General features: G+C 44.4%; 18 protein-coding genes. 3 read left to right on the top strand and 15 right to left on the bottom strand.

From position 1 onward, the window contains the following. Positions 1 to 120 precede the first annotated feature (120 nt). The gene (locus tag ACHUFQ_RS02775; RefSeq protein WP_394172753.1) at positions 121 to 384 is read left to right on the top strand and encodes a hypothetical protein; all 264 of its coding nucleotides are present in this window, start codon (positions 121 to 123) and stop codon (positions 382 to 384) included. Between the two features lie 9 nt (positions 385 to 393). Here the strand turns inward: ACHUFQ_RS02775 and pmbA are convergent, their stop codons facing one another. Beyond that, positions 394 to 1,737 (bottom strand): metalloprotease PmbA, encoded by a 1,344-nt coding sequence (gene pmbA, locus ACHUFQ_RS02780; protein WP_394172754.1) that lies wholly within the window; start codon positions 1,735 to 1,737, stop codon positions 394 to 396. A 126-nt stretch (positions 1,738 to 1,863) separates the two neighbouring features. On the opposite strand from pmbA, the gene yjgA reads away from it, so the two are divergent. Next, positions 1,864 to 2,388 (top strand): ribosome biogenesis factor YjgA, encoded by a 525-nt coding sequence (yjgA, locus tag ACHUFQ_RS02785; RefSeq protein ID WP_394172756.1) that lies wholly within the window; start codon positions 1,864 to 1,866, stop codon positions 2,386 to 2,388. Positions 2,389 to 2,399: 11 nt separating this feature from the next. On the opposite strand, the gene ACHUFQ_RS02790 is transcribed toward yjgA, so the two are convergent. From ACHUFQ_RS02790 to ACHUFQ_RS02830, 9 genes are all read right to left on the bottom strand, one after another. Then, the gene (locus ACHUFQ_RS02790) at positions 2,400 to 2,729 is read right to left on the bottom strand and encodes a hypothetical protein (protein ID WP_394172758.1); all 330 of its coding nucleotides are present in this window, start codon (positions 2,727 to 2,729) and stop codon (positions 2,400 to 2,402) included. Between the two features lie 221 nt (positions 2,730 to 2,950). Further along, entirely contained in the window at positions 2,951 to 4,390 is a 1,440-nt protein-coding gene (tldD, locus tag ACHUFQ_RS02795) for a metalloprotease TldD (protein ID WP_394172760.1), read from the bottom strand. Between the two features lie 455 nt (positions 4,391 to 4,845). Then, positions 4,846 to 5,754, bottom strand: a complete 909-nt coding sequence (locus tag ACHUFQ_RS02800; RefSeq protein ID WP_394172762.1) for a carbon-nitrogen hydrolase family protein — start codon at positions 5,752 to 5,754, stop codon at positions 4,846 to 4,848. 2 nt (positions 5,755 to 5,756) lie between these two features. Then, positions 5,757 to 9,707 carry a YhdP family protein gene (locus ACHUFQ_RS02805; protein WP_394172764.1) on the bottom strand — a complete coding sequence of 1,317 codons (3,951 nt, stop codon included), beginning with the start codon at positions 9,705 to 9,707 and terminating at the stop codon, positions 5,757 to 5,759. Next, positions 9,707 to 11,179 (bottom strand): ribonuclease G, encoded by a 1,473-nt coding sequence (gene rng, locus ACHUFQ_RS02810; protein WP_394172765.1) that lies wholly within the window; start codon positions 11,177 to 11,179, stop codon positions 9,707 to 9,709. Before rng ends, ACHUFQ_RS02805 begins: the two co-directional genes overlap by 1 nt. Positions 11,180 to 11,199: 20 nt before the next feature. After that, positions 11,200 to 11,754 carry a Maf family protein gene (locus ACHUFQ_RS02815; protein WP_394172767.1) on the bottom strand — a complete coding sequence of 185 codons (555 nt, stop codon included), beginning with the start codon at positions 11,752 to 11,754 and terminating at the stop codon, positions 11,200 to 11,202. 103 nt (positions 11,755 to 11,857) lie between these two features. Beyond that, positions 11,858 to 12,340: a rod shape-determining protein MreD gene (gene mreD / locus ACHUFQ_RS02820; RefSeq protein WP_394172769.1), complete on the bottom strand. Its 483-nt coding sequence runs from the start codon at positions 12,338 to 12,340 to the stop codon at positions 11,858 to 11,860. After that, positions 12,337 to 13,224 (bottom strand): rod shape-determining protein MreC, encoded by an 888-nt coding sequence (gene mreC, locus ACHUFQ_RS02825; protein WP_394172770.1) that lies wholly within the window; start codon positions 13,222 to 13,224, stop codon positions 12,337 to 12,339. The genes mreD and mreC overlap by 4 nt, the downstream gene beginning before the upstream one ends. Before the next feature lie 35 nt (positions 13,225 to 13,259). After that, positions 13,260 to 14,303, bottom strand: coding sequence for a rod shape-determining protein (locus ACHUFQ_RS02830; RefSeq protein WP_138318731.1), 1,044 nt, complete (start codon positions 14,301 to 14,303; stop codon positions 13,260 to 13,262). 518 nt (positions 14,304 to 14,821) lie between these two features. Between ACHUFQ_RS02830 and ACHUFQ_RS02835 the strand changes: the two genes are divergently transcribed. Beyond that, positions 14,822 to 15,775: a 1-aminocyclopropane-1-carboxylate deaminase/D-cysteine desulfhydrase gene (locus ACHUFQ_RS02835; protein WP_394172772.1), complete on the top strand. Its 954-nt coding sequence runs from the start codon at positions 14,822 to 14,824 to the stop codon at positions 15,773 to 15,775. Positions 15,776 to 15,915: 140 nt separating this feature from the next. Here ACHUFQ_RS02835 and rplI read toward each other — a convergent pair whose 3' ends face one another. The 5 genes from rplI to ACHUFQ_RS02860 all read right to left on the bottom strand — a co-directional run bounded on the left by rplI (position 15,916) and on the right by ACHUFQ_RS02860 (position 18,388). Beyond that, positions 15,916 to 16,368 carry a 50S ribosomal protein L9 gene (gene rplI, locus ACHUFQ_RS02840; protein ID WP_138318730.1) on the bottom strand — a complete coding sequence of 151 codons (453 nt, stop codon included), beginning with the start codon at positions 16,366 to 16,368 and terminating at the stop codon, positions 15,916 to 15,918. A gap of 18 nt (positions 16,369 to 16,386) precedes the next feature. Next, a complete protein-coding gene (rpsR, locus tag ACHUFQ_RS02845) occupies positions 16,387 to 16,614 on the bottom strand; it encodes a 30S ribosomal protein S18 (protein WP_136734056.1) in 228 nt (75 codons plus the stop codon). A 9-nt stretch (positions 16,615 to 16,623) separates the two neighbouring features. Beyond that, positions 16,624 to 16,932, bottom strand: a complete 309-nt coding sequence (gene priB / locus ACHUFQ_RS02850; protein WP_394172774.1) for a primosomal replication protein N — start codon at positions 16,930 to 16,932, stop codon at positions 16,624 to 16,626. Between the two features lie 7 nt (positions 16,933 to 16,939). After that, positions 16,940 to 17,353, bottom strand: coding sequence for a 30S ribosomal protein S6 (rpsF, locus tag ACHUFQ_RS02855; RefSeq protein WP_394172776.1), 414 nt, complete (start codon positions 17,351 to 17,353; stop codon positions 16,940 to 16,942). Between the two features lie 258 nt (positions 17,354 to 17,611). Continuing rightward, positions 17,612 to 18,388: a hypothetical protein gene (locus ACHUFQ_RS02860; RefSeq protein ID WP_394172778.1), complete on the bottom strand. Its 777-nt coding sequence runs from the start codon at positions 18,386 to 18,388 to the stop codon at positions 17,612 to 17,614. Between the last annotated feature and the right edge of the window lie 28 nt (positions 18,389 to 18,416).

Raw genomic sequence — 18,416 nt, forward strand, 5'->3', positions numbered from 1 at the left:
TCTGGCGTAAAACTTCATATTCGAGCAAAGCATTGTGTGTCTTTTAAACGCTCATCCACAGTAATAGGACATAGCGATTTGCACACTCACCTATCGGAATTCATATAAGAGGTATAATTTATGGCGTTGTGGTTGTCTGTAACGATACTGTGTCTAGGGGCAGTAGGTCTGATGTTATTTATCGTAGGTTCGCTGTTTAGCGCTATCCATGCGCTAGGGAAAAAACATTACGTCTTTGGCTGGCTAAATTTTTTATTTTTCCCAGCCATCATTTATTGCGCAATCTATTGGCGTCAAGCCCTGTACCCGGCAAAACTTGTTTTCTCAGGCTTAGCCTTGTTATCCATTACCGGCGTGTTAATTTTTATTTCCGAGACGGTTTAAAGGGGCAAGCTATTGCCCCGAAACCTGCATCTGTTCAATAAGCACTGAGCCGGTGCATATACTGCCTCGTCGATCATAGTCATTGCCGGTGGCAACCAGGCCTTTAAACATATCCTTGAGATTCCCGGCAATCGTCACCTCGGCAACCGGGAAAGCAATTTCACCGTTTTCGACCCAAAATCCAGCCGCGCCACGGGAGTAATCGCCATTGACGATATTTACGCCCTGCCCCATCAACTCGGTAACCAGTAACCCTGTGCCCAGTTGCTTCAACATGGCATCAAAGTCTCCAGCATTTGCTGAAATTTGCCAATTATGAATGCCTCCCGCATGGCCGTTGGTTTGGCGTTGTAATTTTCGTGCCGAATAACTGGTTAACAGGAAGTTTTGCAATACGCCTTTTTCGATAATATCCATATCGACAGTTTTTACCCCTTCGGAATCAAAACTGCTACTGGCAAGGCCTTTCAATATATGTGGGCGTTCGACAATGTTTAGATGCTCAGGAAATACCGCCTGCCCCAGAGCTTCCAGTAGAAACGAAGATTTACGGTATAAATTACCGCCGCTTATCGCCGCAATCAGATGCCCAAACAAACCATTAGCTATGTCCGCACGAAATAGCACTGGGACTTTTTGAGTGGCAATCTTTTGCGTGCCAAGGCGGCTGATGGTTTCTTTCGCTGCCATCAATCCTACCTGCTCAGGCTTCCACAGATTTTGATAATCCCGACTGACGCTATAGGCATAGTCCCGTTGCATTTCTTCGCCCTGGCTGGCGATTAACATACAGCTTAACGAGTGACGACTGCTCGGGTAGCCCACAAGTTGTCCATGACTATTGCCGTAAACCTTAAAGCCTTCATAACTGGCAAAGTTTGCGCCATCAGAATTTGTTAAACGCGGATCAGATTGCAGTGCTGTCAATTCGGTTTCTCGGGCGATCTCAATCGCTTGCTCAGCCGTAAACGTGTGCGGATGATATAAATCTAAGTCTTTCGGCTGATATTCCAAAAGGTCGGCGTCGGCCAATCCCGAATAGGGATCCACCGATGTATATTTGGCTATTTCAATCGCAGCTTTAACCGCTTGCTCAAGGGCTGATTCAGACAGATCGGCGGTCGATGCCGAGCCTTTTCTCCCTTGCTGGTACACGGTGATCCCTAGTGCGCCATCGTTGGTAAACTCAACAGTTTCCACTTCACCAAACCGAGTTGCCACGCTTAAGCCTTGTTGCTTGCTCATTGATGCTTCGGCCGAATCGGCACCAAGTTGTTTGGCTTTTGCCAATACGTCGGCGAGTCGTTGTTTTACCTGTTGCATCTGTTCGGTCAGGATTTTCACGTCTGACATGATTGAATTCCAAAAAATTTATCTTAATGCTTGCATGCAAGCTTACCATAGAGATCAACTGGATGATGAATAAAGTGGTGGTTATGATGTATAATTTTGCCATTAATCCCCGGTAAGCAATGATCAATGAGCAAACACAAAGATATCGACGAGCAACCAGATGAAGAAATCATCTATGTCAGTAAATCCGAATTAAAACGCGATATGAGAGAACTGCAGGAGTTTTCTATAAAACTCGCCAAGTTAAGCGTTAAGCAACGCAATATGTTACCGCTTAATGAAGAAATCATGGAAGCGCTGGCATTGGCCGATAGAATTCGCAATAAGCACGATGCATTTCATCGCAACATTCAGTTTATTGCCAAACAGCTACACGGTGATAACGAGGAAGAAGTGAAACTTGCTTATGACAAGATCACCAACAAGCACTCTCAGGAGCTTCTAAGAGTCACTAAGCTCGAAGAAATCCGTGAACAACTCATCACCGGTGATAACGAAGTCATTGAAAACCTTATCGCTGAACATGACGGTTTTGAGCGACAGCGCTTACGTCAGCTTATTCGTCAAGCGGCAAAAGAAGTAAAATCTGGTAAACCTGGTAAGAGTTTTAAGGAATTGTATAAATACTTGTCGGAGAATATTCCGGTATAAATCTAGCTAACCTAACTGGAAGGAACAACGCATTTTTGCATTCGTCTTTTGTTTTCATTAACGGCAGACACCGATGTCAGATTTTCTGGGATTTGCGATAAAATGCGTTGTTTACATAAATCTTCGAAGGCGTCGGCAGTATCCATGCAATGGTAGTAATCAATACTGTCCGTGTATCCATTTGAGCGCTCACGACACAATGCATTGACCAAAGCCATGGCTTCGTCTAACACATCATTGGACGGGTATTGAAAGTCAGGCTCAGAAGAATTAAAAATCATTCCCTGTTTTAGCAATACTGCAGAGACGATGATTATCAAACCAAGCAGTAATTTTTTCATAGCCTCCATCCTTATCGCACTTGAAATTGGGCATACTTCCTTTGCCCAATACCTACCACCCGACGATAGCGCAATTTTTAAGCAATAACAATAACCTAGTTTGTACTCACTATCTGTTTGTAAAGCTTTATACCAATCCCATTAAGTTTGTGCACAACTCAGAGTTAGCAATAATTTAATGGGATTGGTATTAGTAGGTAAGAAATCCGGCGAAAGGTGCCTTAATTAGTACCACCTATGGTTAACTCATCCACTTTAAGAGTTGGCTGACCAACGCCTACCGGTACACTTTGACCGTCTTTACCGCAAACCCCGACGCCATGATCCAGTTCAAGATCATTGGCAACCATACTGACTTTTTTCATTGCTTCAGGTCCAGAGCCTATCAAGGTAACGCCTTTTACCGGAGCCGTAATTTTACCATTTTCAATCAGGTAAGCTTCCGCCGTCGTAAAGACAAACTTACCGCTGGTAATATCTACCTGCCCGCCAGCAAAATTCGGTGCATAAATCCCTTTTTCTACCGATGCAATGATATCTTCCTTGCTATGTGGGCCATTGAGCATGTATGTATTGGTCATTCGTGGCATTGGTAAATGCGCATAGGACTCGCGACGACCATTTCCGGTAGGGTTTACCCCCATCAGTCTGGCATTTTGCTTGTCCTGCATATAGCCTTTCAAAATACCGTTTTCAATCAACAGGTTATATTGTCCCGGCGTTCCTTCATCATCGATACTTATGGAGCCACGACGATTTTCCATCGTACCGTCATCAACAACAGTACATAATTGGGATGCGACCTGCTGGCCAACTTTACCAGAAAACGCTGATGAACCTTTGCGATTGAAATCGCCTTCTAGACCATGGCCTACGGCTTCATGTAACAAAACGCCTGGCCATCCTGCGCCGAGTACAACCGGAAGCGTTCCTGCCGGTGCATCAATAGCTTGTAGATTCACTAAGGCCTGACGCACTGCCTCTTTGGCATAAAACTGAAAACGAGGTTGGCTATTGACCACGTCAAAAAAGTAATCGTAGCCGAATCGGCCACCGCCGCCACTGCTGCCGCGCTCGCGCTGACCATGTTCTTCGACAAGTACCGAACAGTTAAGACGTACCAGAGGACGGATATCTGTTGCGTAGGTACCATCACTGGCGGCAACCAAAACCTTCTCGTAGACGCCTGATAGACTCGCGATCACCTGTTTCACCCGTGAATCGGCTTGTCTTGCACACGCTTCAATGTCATGCAACAAGGTGATTTTCTGTTCCTGGCTAAGACTTCCTAAAGGGTTATCTGCACCATAAAAGTTATGGCGTTGCTGTTGCGAGAATGCTTTAGTTGTAAAACTTTGACTTTCGGAGGTGATCCCACGGGCTGCACCAGCGGCACGATTTAATGCGGTTAAATTGATATCGTCGGAATAGGCAAATCCGGTTTTTTCACCGCTGATTGCCCTGACCCCAACACCACGTTCGATGTTAAACGAACCTTCCTTAACAATACCGTCTTCTAAAACCCAGGATTCATGATTGGACGATTGAAAATACAGATCTGCATAATCAATTTGCTTTTGACAGATAAAGCCTAACGTGGCTTGCAAATCATCTGGGGTTAATTCACTGCTGTGCAGTAGTTCTTGCTCTACAAGGTTCATAAATAGGATAAATCGTTAAATAATCAAAGACGAAAGATATACCCTGTATCTTACACCGTCTGATATTTTTTCGCTCAGTTAATTGTCAGGCTTGCTATACCAATCACATTAAATTATTGCTCACTCAGTGAGAGTTTAAAGGCTTTTAGACAAGGCTTTGGTTGCAGAGATTGGTTATTCCATTGTCAAAATCAGTGACGCAGGATAAACGCCTTTAAAACTCACCCGTAGGGAGTTTACCAGAGGCCCATTTACGGCCCTATATTTCATTAATATAGAATGACTATATCAATAAAATCTATGTTGTAACTGAACCTCTGCCCTAACTCTGAGTTGTGCACAAACTTAATGTGATTGGTATTAGGATCGAATAACGCGGTAAAGATAGTAGATTATCGCCCCACACAGCTGACAGTAGCGCTGTTCACGAGATAGGAAATGACTCAATTAGCGATTTATTTTAGCGCGGATTTATCATAAGCATTGAACTGCAGCGAAAACCGATTATGCTCATTTACCTCAATGCTGGCACGAACTTGTTGCAGTAGTTGTTTATCAAACTGAGTCGTGACCAAACCACTTAACTGCTCCCTGGTGTCGATAATCTGACACTCGCCCCAAGGATTCACCACCATGGCATGACCAAAGGTTTCCCTGCCATTGGCGTGAAGCCCCTGTTGTGCTGCCGCCACCATGTAGACCTGATTTTCTATGGCTCGAGCTTGCAATAAAGGCTGCCAATGGGCTTGCCCGGTTACCTGCGTAAAGGCACTTGGTAAACAAATCACCTCCGCCCCTTGTTGACGCATGGCACGAAACAATTCCGGAAACCTTAAATCATAACAAATCGCAAAACCGACCTTAACTCCGTTAATATCCACACAGGTGATTTTCTCGCCCGGGTCGGTGTAACGAGATTCTTGATAACTACGGGTATTATCGTCAACACGGACATCAAACAGATGAAGTTTCTGGTAATCGGCAAGCAGTGTTCCATCGGGCGAAAATAACAGACTACTCGCATGAAAGCGTGTCCCCTGAGCACTTTGGGTGGGAATCGAGCCCGCTAACAAATAACATCGATGCTTTTTCGCAAGCTGAGCCAGAGCTGACTGCATCGTCCCTGGGCTTAAATCAAATAACGATTCGGCCAGCTGTAACTGTTCCTGATCAGAGCCACCAAAATACAGACAGCATTCTGGAAGCACAACCAGATGGGTATCATCGCCGTTAAAATTATCGCTGTCAGATTCGTTTAGCTTATGGCAGGCATTAACTGGATGAGCCGTTAGAATTCGGTCTATTTCCGCCAGGTTGGCATCGATATCCGGGCGCGAAGTCATCTGTAATGCCGACAACCACATGCTTATGGTGCCCCTTTGTCGTTTTTCTTTTTATCTTTTTTGGTCGACTGTTTGTCCTCTGGCAGCGTAACAATGGACTCTTGTTCTGCTGTCGCCGGAGATACAATTTTTAACGTCGGTTTGCGATCATCGGCTTTCATTTTCCGACTGCGACGCTCGACTTCATTGAATACCGGTTCATCGATGGTACCGGTGAGTTCGAAGTTAATTACCGAGATCACTTCCGATTTCTGCAAAACTTCATCAACAACCATGGCTCCAATCCCAGCGGCCGGGTTAATAGCAAATGCAAGAATAATGGGAATTGATGATGTTATTTTAGGCGCAAACGACATTTTATAATCCAGACTTTCGTCAATCAGGTTGGTATTGCCTGTAATCGTGACGTTGCCTGCCACCCCATCCATACGCAAATTATCGGTGAATAACACGCCATCGTTAAGAATAAAGTCGCCTTTAATGTCGTTATAAAACATACCCTTGGCGAAAACGTCGCGAAAATCCAGAGCAAGCTTGCGCACTAACGTCTGAATACTGAACAATGCCAGCAAACGCGCACCTTTATCATCAACATCTGCCAAATAGCCATCATCTAACCGAGCACTGACTTTGCCATGCAGGCTGTCCAATTCGAAGTTCTGTGGTCCACCCTGCCAGTTAAAGGTAAAAGTAGACGCTAGTCCGCTATCGCGAATTTCGGAACCAAAGCCCAATTGCTCCAATTCATCGCCAATATCATTGGCGGTAAACGTCCCCTGGATATCGGTTAGATTGGCTTCATCATTAACCAACCATTGCCCAGATAAATTCAAATTAAAGCCCTTGCGAGCCGCGCTAAAGGATTCCAGAGTAGCAACATTAGTACCACCCTTAATCAAAGAAAACGTTACCTTGCCAAGATCCAGGTTTTGATACTTACAGCTAGAGCAGGAAAATAGAATTTTTGGCATATCCGCTGGTAGGAAACTCATTTCGGTTACCGCATCTTCTATGATCGCAATTTCCTCTTCTACCTCCTGCTGCGTTTTAGGAACATTTTCCATCAGGTGAATAAAGTCAGCATCGATTTCTAGCCCTTGCCTGGCAAAATCATGATGGAATTTCACTCGACTACGCGCTTCATCGGAATTTAGCTGCAGTAACCACCAATCTGTTTTGTCGACAAGATTAAAAGAAACATCGGTAAGGTCTTGTCTGAAAAATTTTAATCGGGCGATATTCCCGCGAATACGCTCCGGCGCCTGAATAAAGCTCGGCGCTACTGAAGATGCGCCTCCATTCGGTATACTGGTTAAAATATCACTGACCAGAGAATACCAGGGCTGCAGTTCAATCTCTTGCAGATCGGTGGTGATGTGAAAGCCCTCTAACGGCAAAAACATTTTTTCCCGGCCGAGAATCAAATGTGACCGTTTAAATCGCACCTGTTGATGCAGTAACTCACCAAAAAAGTTAAGTTCATCACCAAGTCTTACCTCAATATTGGAGTTATTTGCTCGCCCATTAGCGGTTGCGCGTAACGTAAGTGCGGTACCGGTCGCTTTACGATAAGGAGCTGGCAGAGCAAGACTTGCAGCCTCAAGATCAGAGTCAATGGTTAGCTTATAGCTAAACTCCCCTTCTGAGGGCATAAACAACGCCAAATCACCTTGCCAGTTCACAGGGCCGCTAATATAAGGTTGCAACGGTTCGGGGATTTCCCCTTGATAATGCGCTTCCTGCCAATTGCCGGTAAGCCCTAAATCAACCTGATAAAAATCGTCTTCAATGCGCCCGTCTACATCAATATTCATTGGCAGATCGCGCCACAGCATTTGCAGGTTATCCGCCTTGATAGCGGAGTTTTCAAAATTTAACTGGCCCTTGATATGACGAAATGCCATGTCTGGCGCCGCTAACTTAGCACTTAGATCGGTAAAGTTCACTTCGCCTTTGGCGATCGCTTTGCTCGTTTGCGTTAATGGTAAATCTAACGAAAACCAGCCTGTCACATCTCCCTGAGGGTCAATAAAGGTCAAGGTCTCACCGACACTTTTTTTAAGAGGGCTGTTCAGCATAAGTTGTTTCAGGCGCTCACCATTGGTCGCTACCGGAGTGCGTACCGTTAACAGGCCGGCCTTACTCTTTAGTTCCGGAATCGCTACTTTTACATTTCGGGTAGGGATCCCTTGCAAACGTCCATCATGAGCAGTGATCAACATGGAATTATTGGTGAAATTCAGATTCGCCTTGAGCTGTTCGATGGCAGGCCAGTCTTGCTGAAACTGATATTTACTTTGTTCAATATCGGCATCAACGACAAAGATTCCGGAATTATCGGTAAATGGAAAGTCCTGCAATGCGCCATTAAATATAACGCTCGCCCGGGTTATATTACCGTAGAAAATAGACTGATTAAGATAACTCACCAAATTTGGTGACATTTTTTTCAAAGGCAGATAATACTTAGCACGACTAACATCACCATTGTTAACCGTCACACCTAATGCCATTGACATGGGTTCATCGACAGGATTGAACAACGTCATTTTTCCATCGAGATTTAATTCATCGGAATCCAGATTTATCTCATCAGCCTCAAAACGCCATTGTTTGTCGGAAAATTCGAAGTGGATATCTGCATTGAGTTCGGTCACCGGCATTGGTCTGGCAAAATGTTCACCAAAATCCAGTTCGCTATCACTACTGGTAACACTGGCAAATACCTGGTTATTTACCATCTGCACCCTTGAGTGAAAATTCTCAATCCCTGGAATTGCGCCAACATTTTTCCAACTGAAATCCTGCATTTTCATCGACGCCAACGTATAACGAGGCCTGACCTGGTAATGCAGCTGCTCAATATCTCCCTGTATGCGCAACTGCTTTAGCAAATCATACTGTTCAAAAAGGCCTTCAGTGAGCGGTAATAACTGGCCCCATTCAGATAACGATATACGCGGCAGATAAGCGTGTTGTATGCCTTTTTGCTGCAATATAGCAAGTTGCAATGGCGTAAATTTCTGTTCATTAAGGGTGAGATTTAAAGGCGAAGTCTGTAGACGGTAGTTATTACCAAGACCGATGCGCTGCCAGTCAATTCGGCCATGTTCCAAACGCAATTGTAGAGGATCCGCTCCCTGATTCCACGATACCGTATTAGTGCCCAGGCGCAGGCGCATATTCGTTACCTGCCCTTGTTCAATGTCAAACCAAGATCGAAAATTGATGTTAGATTCTAATTCATTGCCCCGTTCGCCTAAAAACGCATCCAGAAATGGCGCAATGTTAAGATTATTCGCCTGCAGATACATCTGACCTGCTAATCCCAAGTCGGTGCCAGAGGTAAGATTTACCAGCAGTTTTGCAGAATTGTCGGTGACCCCCTGTAAGTGGATATTACCAACACCCCGATGACGATCACCTTGGTTTAACCATGCCATCTGTGCGATTTCGAAAGTGTGTTGCTGCTCACCTTTATCGACGACAAACAAGCTGTTTTCAACCGTGAACCGACTGGTCTTTTTAAGAAATAGATCGAGAATTGACTGCACATCGGTGTTTGATTGCTGGTCCTGATTTTCCATTAATTGCTGGGGATTAACTTTCAGGGTCGCACCGATCAGGTGGAAATTTTTGGCGATAACCGCCCGCTGTTTAACGCTATTGATGATATCCAGAGACACTTCGATTTGTTGTATCTGAATATCAAGCGCTTGCTCCTGCGACACATTAACATCACTGACCACCAGCGCAGGACCAAAATTTTTCCAGCCAGCGGATAGCTCGCCAATACGAATCTCGCCGTCGTATAGCTCATTGACATATTCTTCAAGGCTGGCTTTGTACGTAGGTGCATAAGGCAAAAATAAACGGGCAGCCGAAAACAGTACTGCAAAGAGTACCAATAGCACCGCCAATGTTTTATAAAGACGGTTCAGCCAGATGTTTAGCCATCGCTTGACGCCTTTCACTACATCATCACCACATCGAATTGTTCCTGGTTATACATAGTTTCTGCCTGAACTTTGATTTGTTTGCCGATAAACACTTCAAGCTCAGCCAAATGATGATACTCATCTTCATTTAATGATTCGCTTACCGCCGGTGCGGCATAAACAATGAACTGATCAGCCTCATAAGCCCGGTTTACCCGAACAATCTCACGTAAGATTTCAAAACAGACCGTCTCAACGGTTTTCATATTACCGCGACCATCACAAACCGGACAATGGGAACACAACACATGCTCAAGACTTTCACGCGTCCGCTTGCGGGTCATTTCCACTAATCCCAAAGATGAGAAACCGCTAACTGAGTACTTCACTTTGTCTTTAGACATGGCTAAGTCCAAACTGTTCAATACCCGTTTTTGATGTTCGTTGCTGGTCATATCGATAAAATCAACAATGATGATTCCGCCCAGGTTACGCAGCCTTAACTGGCGGGCAATGGCTTGTGTGGCTTCGATATTGGTGTTAAAAATGGTTTGTTCCAGATTTCGATGTCCGACAAAGGCGCCTGTATTGATATCTATGGTAGTCATGGCTTCGGTCTGATCGATAATCAAATAACCACCGGATTTTAGTTCAACCTTACGTTGCAATGCCCTTTGGATCTCATTTTCGACATCAAACAGATCAAAAATCGGTCGCTCCCCCGGATAGTATTCAATAATCGGCGACATCTCTGGAACAAACTCTTGAGTGAACTCTTTAATCTCTTCAAAACTTAGTTTCGAATCCACACGAATTCTTTCCAATCCGCCGCCAACAAAATCACGGATGACACGAACCGCTAGATCGAGATCCTGATACAGGGGTAATTTGGTTTGTTTACGTTGCTTGCGCTCCGCCACTTTCTTCCAGACCCGACGTAGAAATTCCGCATCATGGCGAACTTCTTCATCACCGGCACCTTCGGCGGCGGTACGAACAATAAAGCCGCTTTGTTCATCACAATATGGGGTAACGATGGATTTTAACCGGGCCCGTTCTTTATCATCTTCAATGCGCTGTGAAATGCCGGCATGATTGGCGTTAGGCATCATTACCAGATATCTTGAGGCGATAGTAATATCAGTCGTTAAACGGGCACCCTTGGTGCCGAGAGGATCTTTGACAACCTGAACCATCAGGTACTGGCCTTCATGAACTAATGTGCGAATATCTTTTTCTTTGTCATTATCACCTTTGTCGCCCTTGTCAGCGGTGATTAAACGAGTGCGGATATCACTGGCGTGCAAAAACGCGGCCTTATCCAGGTTGATATCAACAAATGCTGCCTGCATACCCGGTAAGACACGAATTATCTTACCGAGATAGATATTTCCGACAATACCGCGCTTACCGTTTCGTTCAATATGAACTTCCTGCAAGGTGCCGTTCTCGATCAGGGCAACACGAGTTTCACTTGGGGTTACATTTATTAGAAGCTCGCCACTCATTGATCAGTTAGTATCCATTATTATATCAAGCAATTTAATAGTTGTTCGGTCTCGTATAAGGGTAGGCCAACAATGGCAGAATAGCTGCCATCGATGCGGGTTACAAACTTCCCTGCCATTCCCTGTATCGCGTAGCCACCGGCTTTATCCTGTGGCTCCCCGGTCTGCCAGTAGGCCAACACTTCCTGCTCACTGACGTTACGAAAATAAACATCCGAGCTGACCAGTACCTGCTCTAACGCCTGGCCTTTGCGCACCGCAACGGCCGTTAACACTTGATGTGCACGTCCTGACAGCTGGGCAAACATTGCTCGAAAGTCCTCAAAGTTTTTGGGTTTTTCAAGAATGGCATGGTCAACAACGACAATGGTGTCAGAGCCAAGGACGATGTCATCGCTTGCCACGTTGCACTGTCCTGCCGCAGATTTTTCCCGGGCTAATCGAGCCACATAGTCTTCGGGGGATTCGCCCGATATGGGTGTCTCGATGACGGAGCCATCAACCACCTCAAATTTGATCCCTAGCTGGTTTAAAAGCTCCCGGCGACGGGGCGATTTTGACGCGAGATAAAGCATATCAGGGCCTAATGACCTTATCGGTTCATGTACTATTTAAAGGACGTTTATTCGTTTATAAACACAAAAAAGGTTAAATTAACACGTTAAAAACAAACGGCCTTTAACGCACCTTAAATTGTCGTCTTATTTTCCGCAGTAACAAAAATATTACCCACCAAAGTATGGCACTGGTGATTACCGGTATCAGATAGGTCATTGAAAAATCAACACCAAATACAAATCTCTGAACCCAGAATATCAACAGGTGATAAAGCGCGGTCAATAAACCGATGATAAGCGATTGTTGCCAAAGAGAAAAGTTTCTAATGGCCTGATAGTTATTTGCCATTACATAAACCACCATTGCCAGTGCAAAGGCGTTAATGCCTAATACCGAACCCAACAACACATCAAGCAACAAACCAACAAACCAGGCCGTCAGCACGCTGACACGATTCGGCAACGCCATAGACCAATAACAAAGCACTAGCAGTGCCCAGTTCGGTCGATAGGCATCCAACGCGATAGGCAAGGGAATGATCGAGAAAATCAGTGAGATAAAGATAGTGATATAAATCACTTTGGTATTATTTTTGGCCTTCATCCCTGACCTTCTTGTTGTTTTTTATCCGAGTTTTCTGGCGTAGCGGGTAGTGATTGTAGATTGGGTCTGTCCGGCCACAACAACAATAAATAGCGTAAGCGATCAATTTTTACCAAAGGCTTGATCGTCACTTGCGCAAACTCACGAAAACTGTTTGCACTAACATCGGTTACGCTGGCGACCGGATAGCCTTCCGGAAATTTGCCACCAAGTCCGGAGGTAACCAACAAGTCTCCTTGCTGAATGTCAGTGGATAACGGCACATGAATCACTTCCATTCGGTTAACACTACCCGTACCTTTGCCGATCAGTCGGATGCCATTACGATGAATTCTTAAAGGAATCGCATGAGAAATATCGGTCAGTAACAGGACTCGAGAGTTATTAACGCCTACATGTAAGATTTGACCGGCGACGCCATGGTCATCAACGACTGGCTGCCCCTCATACAAACCATCTTCCAGCCCCCGGTTAATTACCACCTGATGTGAATAGGGGTCAGAGTCAACAGCAAGGATCTCAGCGACCATTTTTTTATGGTCCCGGCGCACAGGCGAGGCTAAAAGATTACGTAAACGATCATTCTCTTGTTTAAGAATGTCCATTTGTAAGAGTTTTTCTTTGAGCTTAAGCTCATTGACCTGATAACGTTGATTTTCCGTCATCAATTGCTTACGACTTACCAGGTTTTCCGCGGTATAGTCGAGAAATTGCTTGGGAGCATTGGCGAGATATTGCAGAGGGCTTACCAGAGATTGCATAAAACCTCTGGCAACTTCAAAACTTTCCAGCTTATGGTCGCAATACATAAAAGCTCCGGATAAAATCAGAGCTAAAAACATACGTCGATGGCTGGAAAACCCTTCAACAAAAATTGGATTCATGGTTATTGATTTCTCTTGCTTAGTGAGAAATGTGATTATTCATCAGAGAATATATCACCACCATGCATATCAATCATCTCCAAGGCTTTACCACCGCCTCGGGCAACACAGGTTAATGGGTCTTCGGCGACGATAACCGGGATACCGGTTTCTTCAGCCAATAAACGGTCTAAGTCTTTCAACAATGCACCGCCACCGGTTAATACCATGCCGCGCTCTGAAATATCGGACGCAAGCTCAGGTGGAGATTGCTCAAGGGCAACCATAATGGCGCTAACGATACCCGTTAGAGGCTCTTGCAAGGCTTCTAGGATCTCATTGCTGTTTAACGTAAAGCTACGCGGTACACCTTCAGCTAAGTTACGGCCACGAACTTCAATTTCTACCAGCTCTTCACCAGGGTACGCAGAACCGATTTCATGCTTGATACGCTCTGCAGTCGCTTCACCAATCAAACTACCAAAGTTACGACGAACGTAATTGATGATCGCTTCGTCAAATTTATCACCACCGATACGTACCGATGAAGAATACACCAGACCGTTAAGCGAGATGATGCCGACTTCTGTGGTACCACCACCGATATCGACAACCATAGAGCCGGTAGCTGCAGAGACCGGCATATCCGCTCCGATAGCAGCTGCCATCGGCTCATCAATCAGGTAAACATCTCGCGCACCAGCACCTAATGCCGATTCTTTAATCGCTCGACGCTCTACTTGGGTTGAACCACAAGGTACACATACCAGCACTCTCGGGCTTGGACGTAACAGATTGCCAGAGTGCACTTGCTTGATGAAGTGCTGTAGCATTTTTTCGGTGACGAAAAAGTTAGCAATAACACCATCTTTCATCGGACGAATCGCTTCGATGTTACCAGGTGTACGACCTAGCATTTGTTTTGCTGCGGTACCAACGGCGGCAACGCTTTTTTGGCCACCGGCGCGTTCCTGGCGGATTGCGACAACCGATGGTTCATCAAGGACAATGCCCTGATCTTTTACGTAAATCAGTGTATTAGCGGTTCCCAAATCGATAGATAGATCATTAGAGAACATGCCACGTAAATATTTAAACATGGTCGTAATTTCCTCTTGATACCACAAGGTATTTTTTTAACCCACGGCCTGGACTCGCTGTGGGTGTGTACAACCAAGAATGGGGGTTCTTGAGAAACACAGTTACTGTTATCGCAAATCTTATGACAAAGTGAGCAATTGTAGATTGTTCGCCCGAAGATAAGACTTGGCATAATTAATTGGCCTAATCATAACCCAGTAAAATCGCTATGTATCGTCTATTTTTGAAAAAATAAGTAAAATTTTGCATTTTTTTTCAAGCAAATAAACAAGCATTTTAATTTCATAGAGTTACATTAGGTTTAGCGCCGTTTTTTATGACCATTAAGTTAATCAATAGTTGCCTGAAAACGAAATTATTCAGTGAAAAAGACATTCATTACGATTGCATGTACCTCAGCGTCACTTGTCTGAACCATTATTCACAATTTGTTTAAATATTCGCCGCAGTCGATTAACCAATATAAGAGAAATATCGGGTACAATAACGTTGAGTGAAATGACACGAAGCAAAAACATTGGCCATTGATTTAGCATTACCGTCGCCCTTGCAAGCGATTGAACATCCTTTACTGTTGCAAAAGCAGGTTAACGTCTGGGTAAAGCGAGATGACCTCATTCATCCGATTATATCTGGCAATAAATGGCGCAAGCTTAGTGCCAACCTCAAAGCCTGCAAAAACCAAGGCGCTACGCAGATCGTAAGTTTTGGTGGTGCATTTTCTAATCATATCCACGCGTTAGCGTTCGCTGGCCAGCAACTAGGACTACAAACAGTCGGTGTTATTCGAGGTGAACCCGAATATGCAAACAATTTCACTTTAAGTTGGGCCCGACACTGGGGGATGCAGCTCAAATTTGTCGACCGTAATACCTATCGATTACGAGAACAAGCTGAGTTTCTCCAACAACTCCAGCAACAATTTCCAAATGCCAGGATCATCCCCGAAGGTGGTAGCAACACACTGGCACTTAACGGCGTTGGTGAAATCATCTCTGAGTTAAAGCGACAAACGGATTTCGACTTCCTTCTTTGTCCAGTGGGCAGTGGTGGCACGATTGCAGGCTTAATTAATGCGGCCGATAAGCAACATAAGGTTTTCGGAATTAGCGTATTAAAGCAAGACGGATATTTAGAAAAGCAAATTCAGAAACTGCTTGGCGATGCGACAATTTCCTCGCAATGGCAATTATTCAATCAATATCACTGTGGGGGCTATGGCAAGTTTAAAGACATTGATTTACAACAGATGCTTGAAATCCAAAACGCATTGAATATTCCATTAGAGCCCATGTACTCTGGCAAACTTTTCATTGCCTTTTTCGATATGCTTAAACGTGATTGTTTTCCTAAAGGCAGTGATATTGTGTTACTGCATACCGGCGGCTTACAAGGCTTAGGGGGGATGGCACAACGGCGATTAATCAAAGAGGAACAATGGCATATACCCGCATTCCCCAAAACTGGGTAGTGAAAGGGATAAGAAAATATCTCTAATAAAACAACTACCCAGCCTACCCCGGCGATCCGTTATACTCAAACTCATCCAACAAAAAAGCCGGCAATGCCGGCTTTTTTATTTAAGAAGTACAGATTGTACGACTTAATCGCTTATGCTTCTGGGATGATAACAACTTTGATAGAGGTATCAACGTCCGCGTGCAAGTGAATTACGATATCGAATTCACCCGTTTCACGGATAGCACCAAGAGGTAAACGAACTTCAGCTTTGGTTACTTCAACACCAGCTTCGGTGATCGCATCAGCGATGTCACGAGTACCGATAGAACCAAATAGCTTGCCTTCGTCACCAGCTTTAGAAGCGATAGTCACTTCAGCTAGTTCGTTAAGCTTAGCAGCGCGAGCTTCAGCAGCAGCTAAAACTTCACCTAGTTGCTTTTCAAGTTCAGCACGACGTGCTTCGAAGTGTTCAACGTTAGCTTTTGATGCAATAACAGCCTTACCTTTAGGTAGAAGGAAGTTACGTGCATAACCAGACTTAACGGTTACCTGATCACCCAGGCCGCCTAATTTGGCGATTTTATCAAGAAGGATTACTTCCATTTTAACAGCCCCTTTAGGTTACTTGTGAAGATCAGTATATGGTAATAGCGATAAGTAACGAGCACGCTTGATCGCACGACCAAGTTGACGTTGATACTTAGCTGATGTACCAGTGATACGGCTAGGAACGATTTTACCACTTTCAGTGATATAGTTTTTTAACGTTGCGATATCTTTGTAATCGATTTCGCTTACGCCTTCTGCGCTAAAGCGACAGAACTTACGACGTCTAAAGAAACGAGACATGTATTTCTCCTAATTAATCATTTCAATCTGTTGGGCATGTAACACCAGAATAGGGTTTCCATTCCGGCGTTCGTGGCGGTTAATAAACCCACGAACTTTAACGTTACTGCCTGCAGTTAAATCACGAGTTAAGCTTTGTGACCATTCCCCGGTTGCCACCACTTGCATTCGTACGAATGCGTTACGGGTTAAGCCATCTTCGGTTTGCGCTGATTTGTGGTCAATCACAAACTGACAATGATGGAGCCCGGCGGGGCTTGTTGACAGTTTCGGTGGTTTAATTACCTCACCAGTCAACTCAAGACAATTCTCGGTCACTTAAGTACTATTCTTCGCTTGCAGCTTCTTCGGCTTTTGCTTCAGGTGCTGGAGCAGCTTCAGTAGTCACTTCTTTTTTAGCTTCGCGGCGCTCATCGCGACGGTCTTCTTTAGCCATTGGAGAGGCTTCAGTTACCGCGCCTTTAGTGCGCATGATCATGTTACGAATAACAACGTCGTTATAACGGAAAGAAGTTTCTAATTCATCAATCACAGCTTGCGGAGCTTCAACGTTCATAAGAACGTAGTGAGCTTTGTGCAACTTGTTGATTGGGTAAGCTAACTGACGACGACCCCAGTCTTCTAGACGGTGGATCTGGCCTTCAGCGCCTTTGATCAGGTCGGTATAACGTTGGATCATACCAGTAACTTGTTCACTCTGATCAGGGTGAACCATAAATACGATTTCGTAATGACGCATTACGAGCTCCTTACGGTAGTAGCCTCTTTCTGGCTCAGCCAACACCAGTATAAAGGCAAGGAACAAAATAATAAGGCTGATTTAAGGTCGCGTATTGTAGGGAAAATAGACAGTTAACGCAAGCGGAAATTGGAAACGGGGTTGAAAATTTAGTCAAGGTAGCAGGTGGCAGGTTTCAGGGCTCAGAAAAATACCTCCGCCTCGCGCCATTCCCTATATGGACTCCCGTTTCATTTCAAGGATATTTGGTTAGGCAATCTACGAAACTGATTCACTCGACCCTCTTAGCTTCGATAAGTATATCGCAAATGCAAGCGATAAAAATCCGGCTAGCCATCCAATATTGACTAAGTGCGATGCGCTCGAATATGCGGAAATATATAGATTCGAATATTCCGCCCAAATGATAGAATTTCCAGCAAAATTCACAATCCCATGAATTACCAAAATACTAATGAAGAAAAAATAGAAGGGATTCTTCGTAAACCTTAACTCCCTATCCCTGAAAAGGATAATAACGAAAATCACTTCGACAAGAATATAGACAATATTAAGGCGCGCCATTCCACTCAAGTCAGGTATTAAGCTTGCCCCCATTAACCGCGATAATGGCGCAGGCAAAACAACGAGAGCCGTTATTGCCATAAAGCGAGCGTGTAACTGAATTTGCTTTGTAAATCGAACCGCTAAGAAATAGGAAAATGCAAACGCTAAAATCATTCCATGATCAACCATAAAGAATGTAAGCGTCCAAAACGCGTCCATTTTTAAGTCAGTTTGACTCACATACATAATTTGAAAAGCACTACCAATCACAACGGGAGCTAGTACAAATGATGCTTTTCCAATAATCCGATGTAAATTGTTTTTCTTTTGTTTAATCAAAACTGCCTGAGAAATTAACAATAAATACCATAGGATTGCCGATAGACTATGAATGTGATGGGCAGCAACATTTTCACCAAGTTCAAGAAAATAACTTGGCATAAATCCTGAGACCACTACCAGAAACGAAACAAAAAAATAAATATACATTCGTTTATACATTGCTTGCTCTCAATTT

The organism is Thalassotalea litorea (assembly GCF_043642205.1).
Taxonomy (GTDB): Bacteria; Pseudomonadota; Gammaproteobacteria; order Enterobacterales; family Alteromonadaceae; genus Thalassotalea_A; species Thalassotalea_A litorea.

Bases quoted from the DNA above. Each gene is read 5' to 3' on its own strand.
- ACHUFQ_RS02775 (WP_394172753.1), top strand. From the start codon at position 121: ATGGCGTTGTGGTTGTCTGTAACGATACTGTGTCTAGGGGCAGTAGGT.
- pmbA (WP_394172754.1), bottom strand. From the start codon at position 1,737: ATGTCAGACGTGAAAATCCTGACCGAACAGATGCAACAGGTAAAACAA.
- yjgA (WP_394172756.1), top strand. From the start codon at position 1,864: ATGAGCAAACACAAAGATATCGACGAGCAACCAGATGAAGAAATCATC.
- ACHUFQ_RS02790 (WP_394172758.1), bottom strand. From the start codon at position 2,729: ATGAAAAAATTACTGCTTGGTTTGATAATCATCGTCTCTGCAGTATTG.
- tldD (WP_394172760.1), bottom strand. From the start codon at position 4,390: ATGAACCTTGTAGAGCAAGAACTACTGCACAGCAGTGAATTAACCCCA.
- ACHUFQ_RS02800 (WP_394172762.1), bottom strand. From the start codon at position 5,754: ATGTGGTTGTCGGCATTACAGATGACTTCGCGCCCGGATATCGATGCC.
- rng (WP_394172765.1), bottom strand. From the start codon at position 11,179: ATGAGTGGCGAGCTTCTAATAAATGTAACCCCAAGTGAAACTCGTGTT.
- ACHUFQ_RS02815 (WP_394172767.1), bottom strand. From the start codon at position 11,754: ATGCTTTATCTCGCGTCAAAATCGCCCCGTCGCCGGGAGCTTTTAAAC.
- mreD (WP_394172769.1), bottom strand. From the start codon at position 12,340: ATGAAGGCCAAAAATAATACCAAAGTGATTTATATCACTATCTTTATC.
- mreC (WP_394172770.1), bottom strand. From the start codon at position 13,224: ATGAATCCAATTTTTGTTGAAGGGTTTTCCAGCCATCGACGTATGTTT.
- ACHUFQ_RS02830 (WP_138318731.1), bottom strand. From the start codon at position 14,303: ATGTTTAAATATTTACGTGGCATGTTCTCTAATGATCTATCTATCGAT.
- rplI (WP_138318730.1), bottom strand. From the start codon at position 16,368: ATGGAAGTAATCCTTCTTGATAAAATCGCCAAATTAGGCGGCCTGGGT.
- rpsR (WP_136734056.1), bottom strand. From the start codon at position 16,614: ATGTCTCGTTTCTTTAGACGTCGTAAGTTCTGTCGCTTTAGCGCAGAA.
- rpsF (WP_394172776.1), bottom strand. From the start codon at position 17,353: ATGCGTCATTACGAAATCGTATTTATGGTTCACCCTGATCAGAGTGAA.
- ACHUFQ_RS02860 (WP_394172778.1), bottom strand. From the start codon at position 18,388: ATGTATATTTATTTTTTTGTTTCGTTTCTGGTAGTGGTCTCAGGATTT.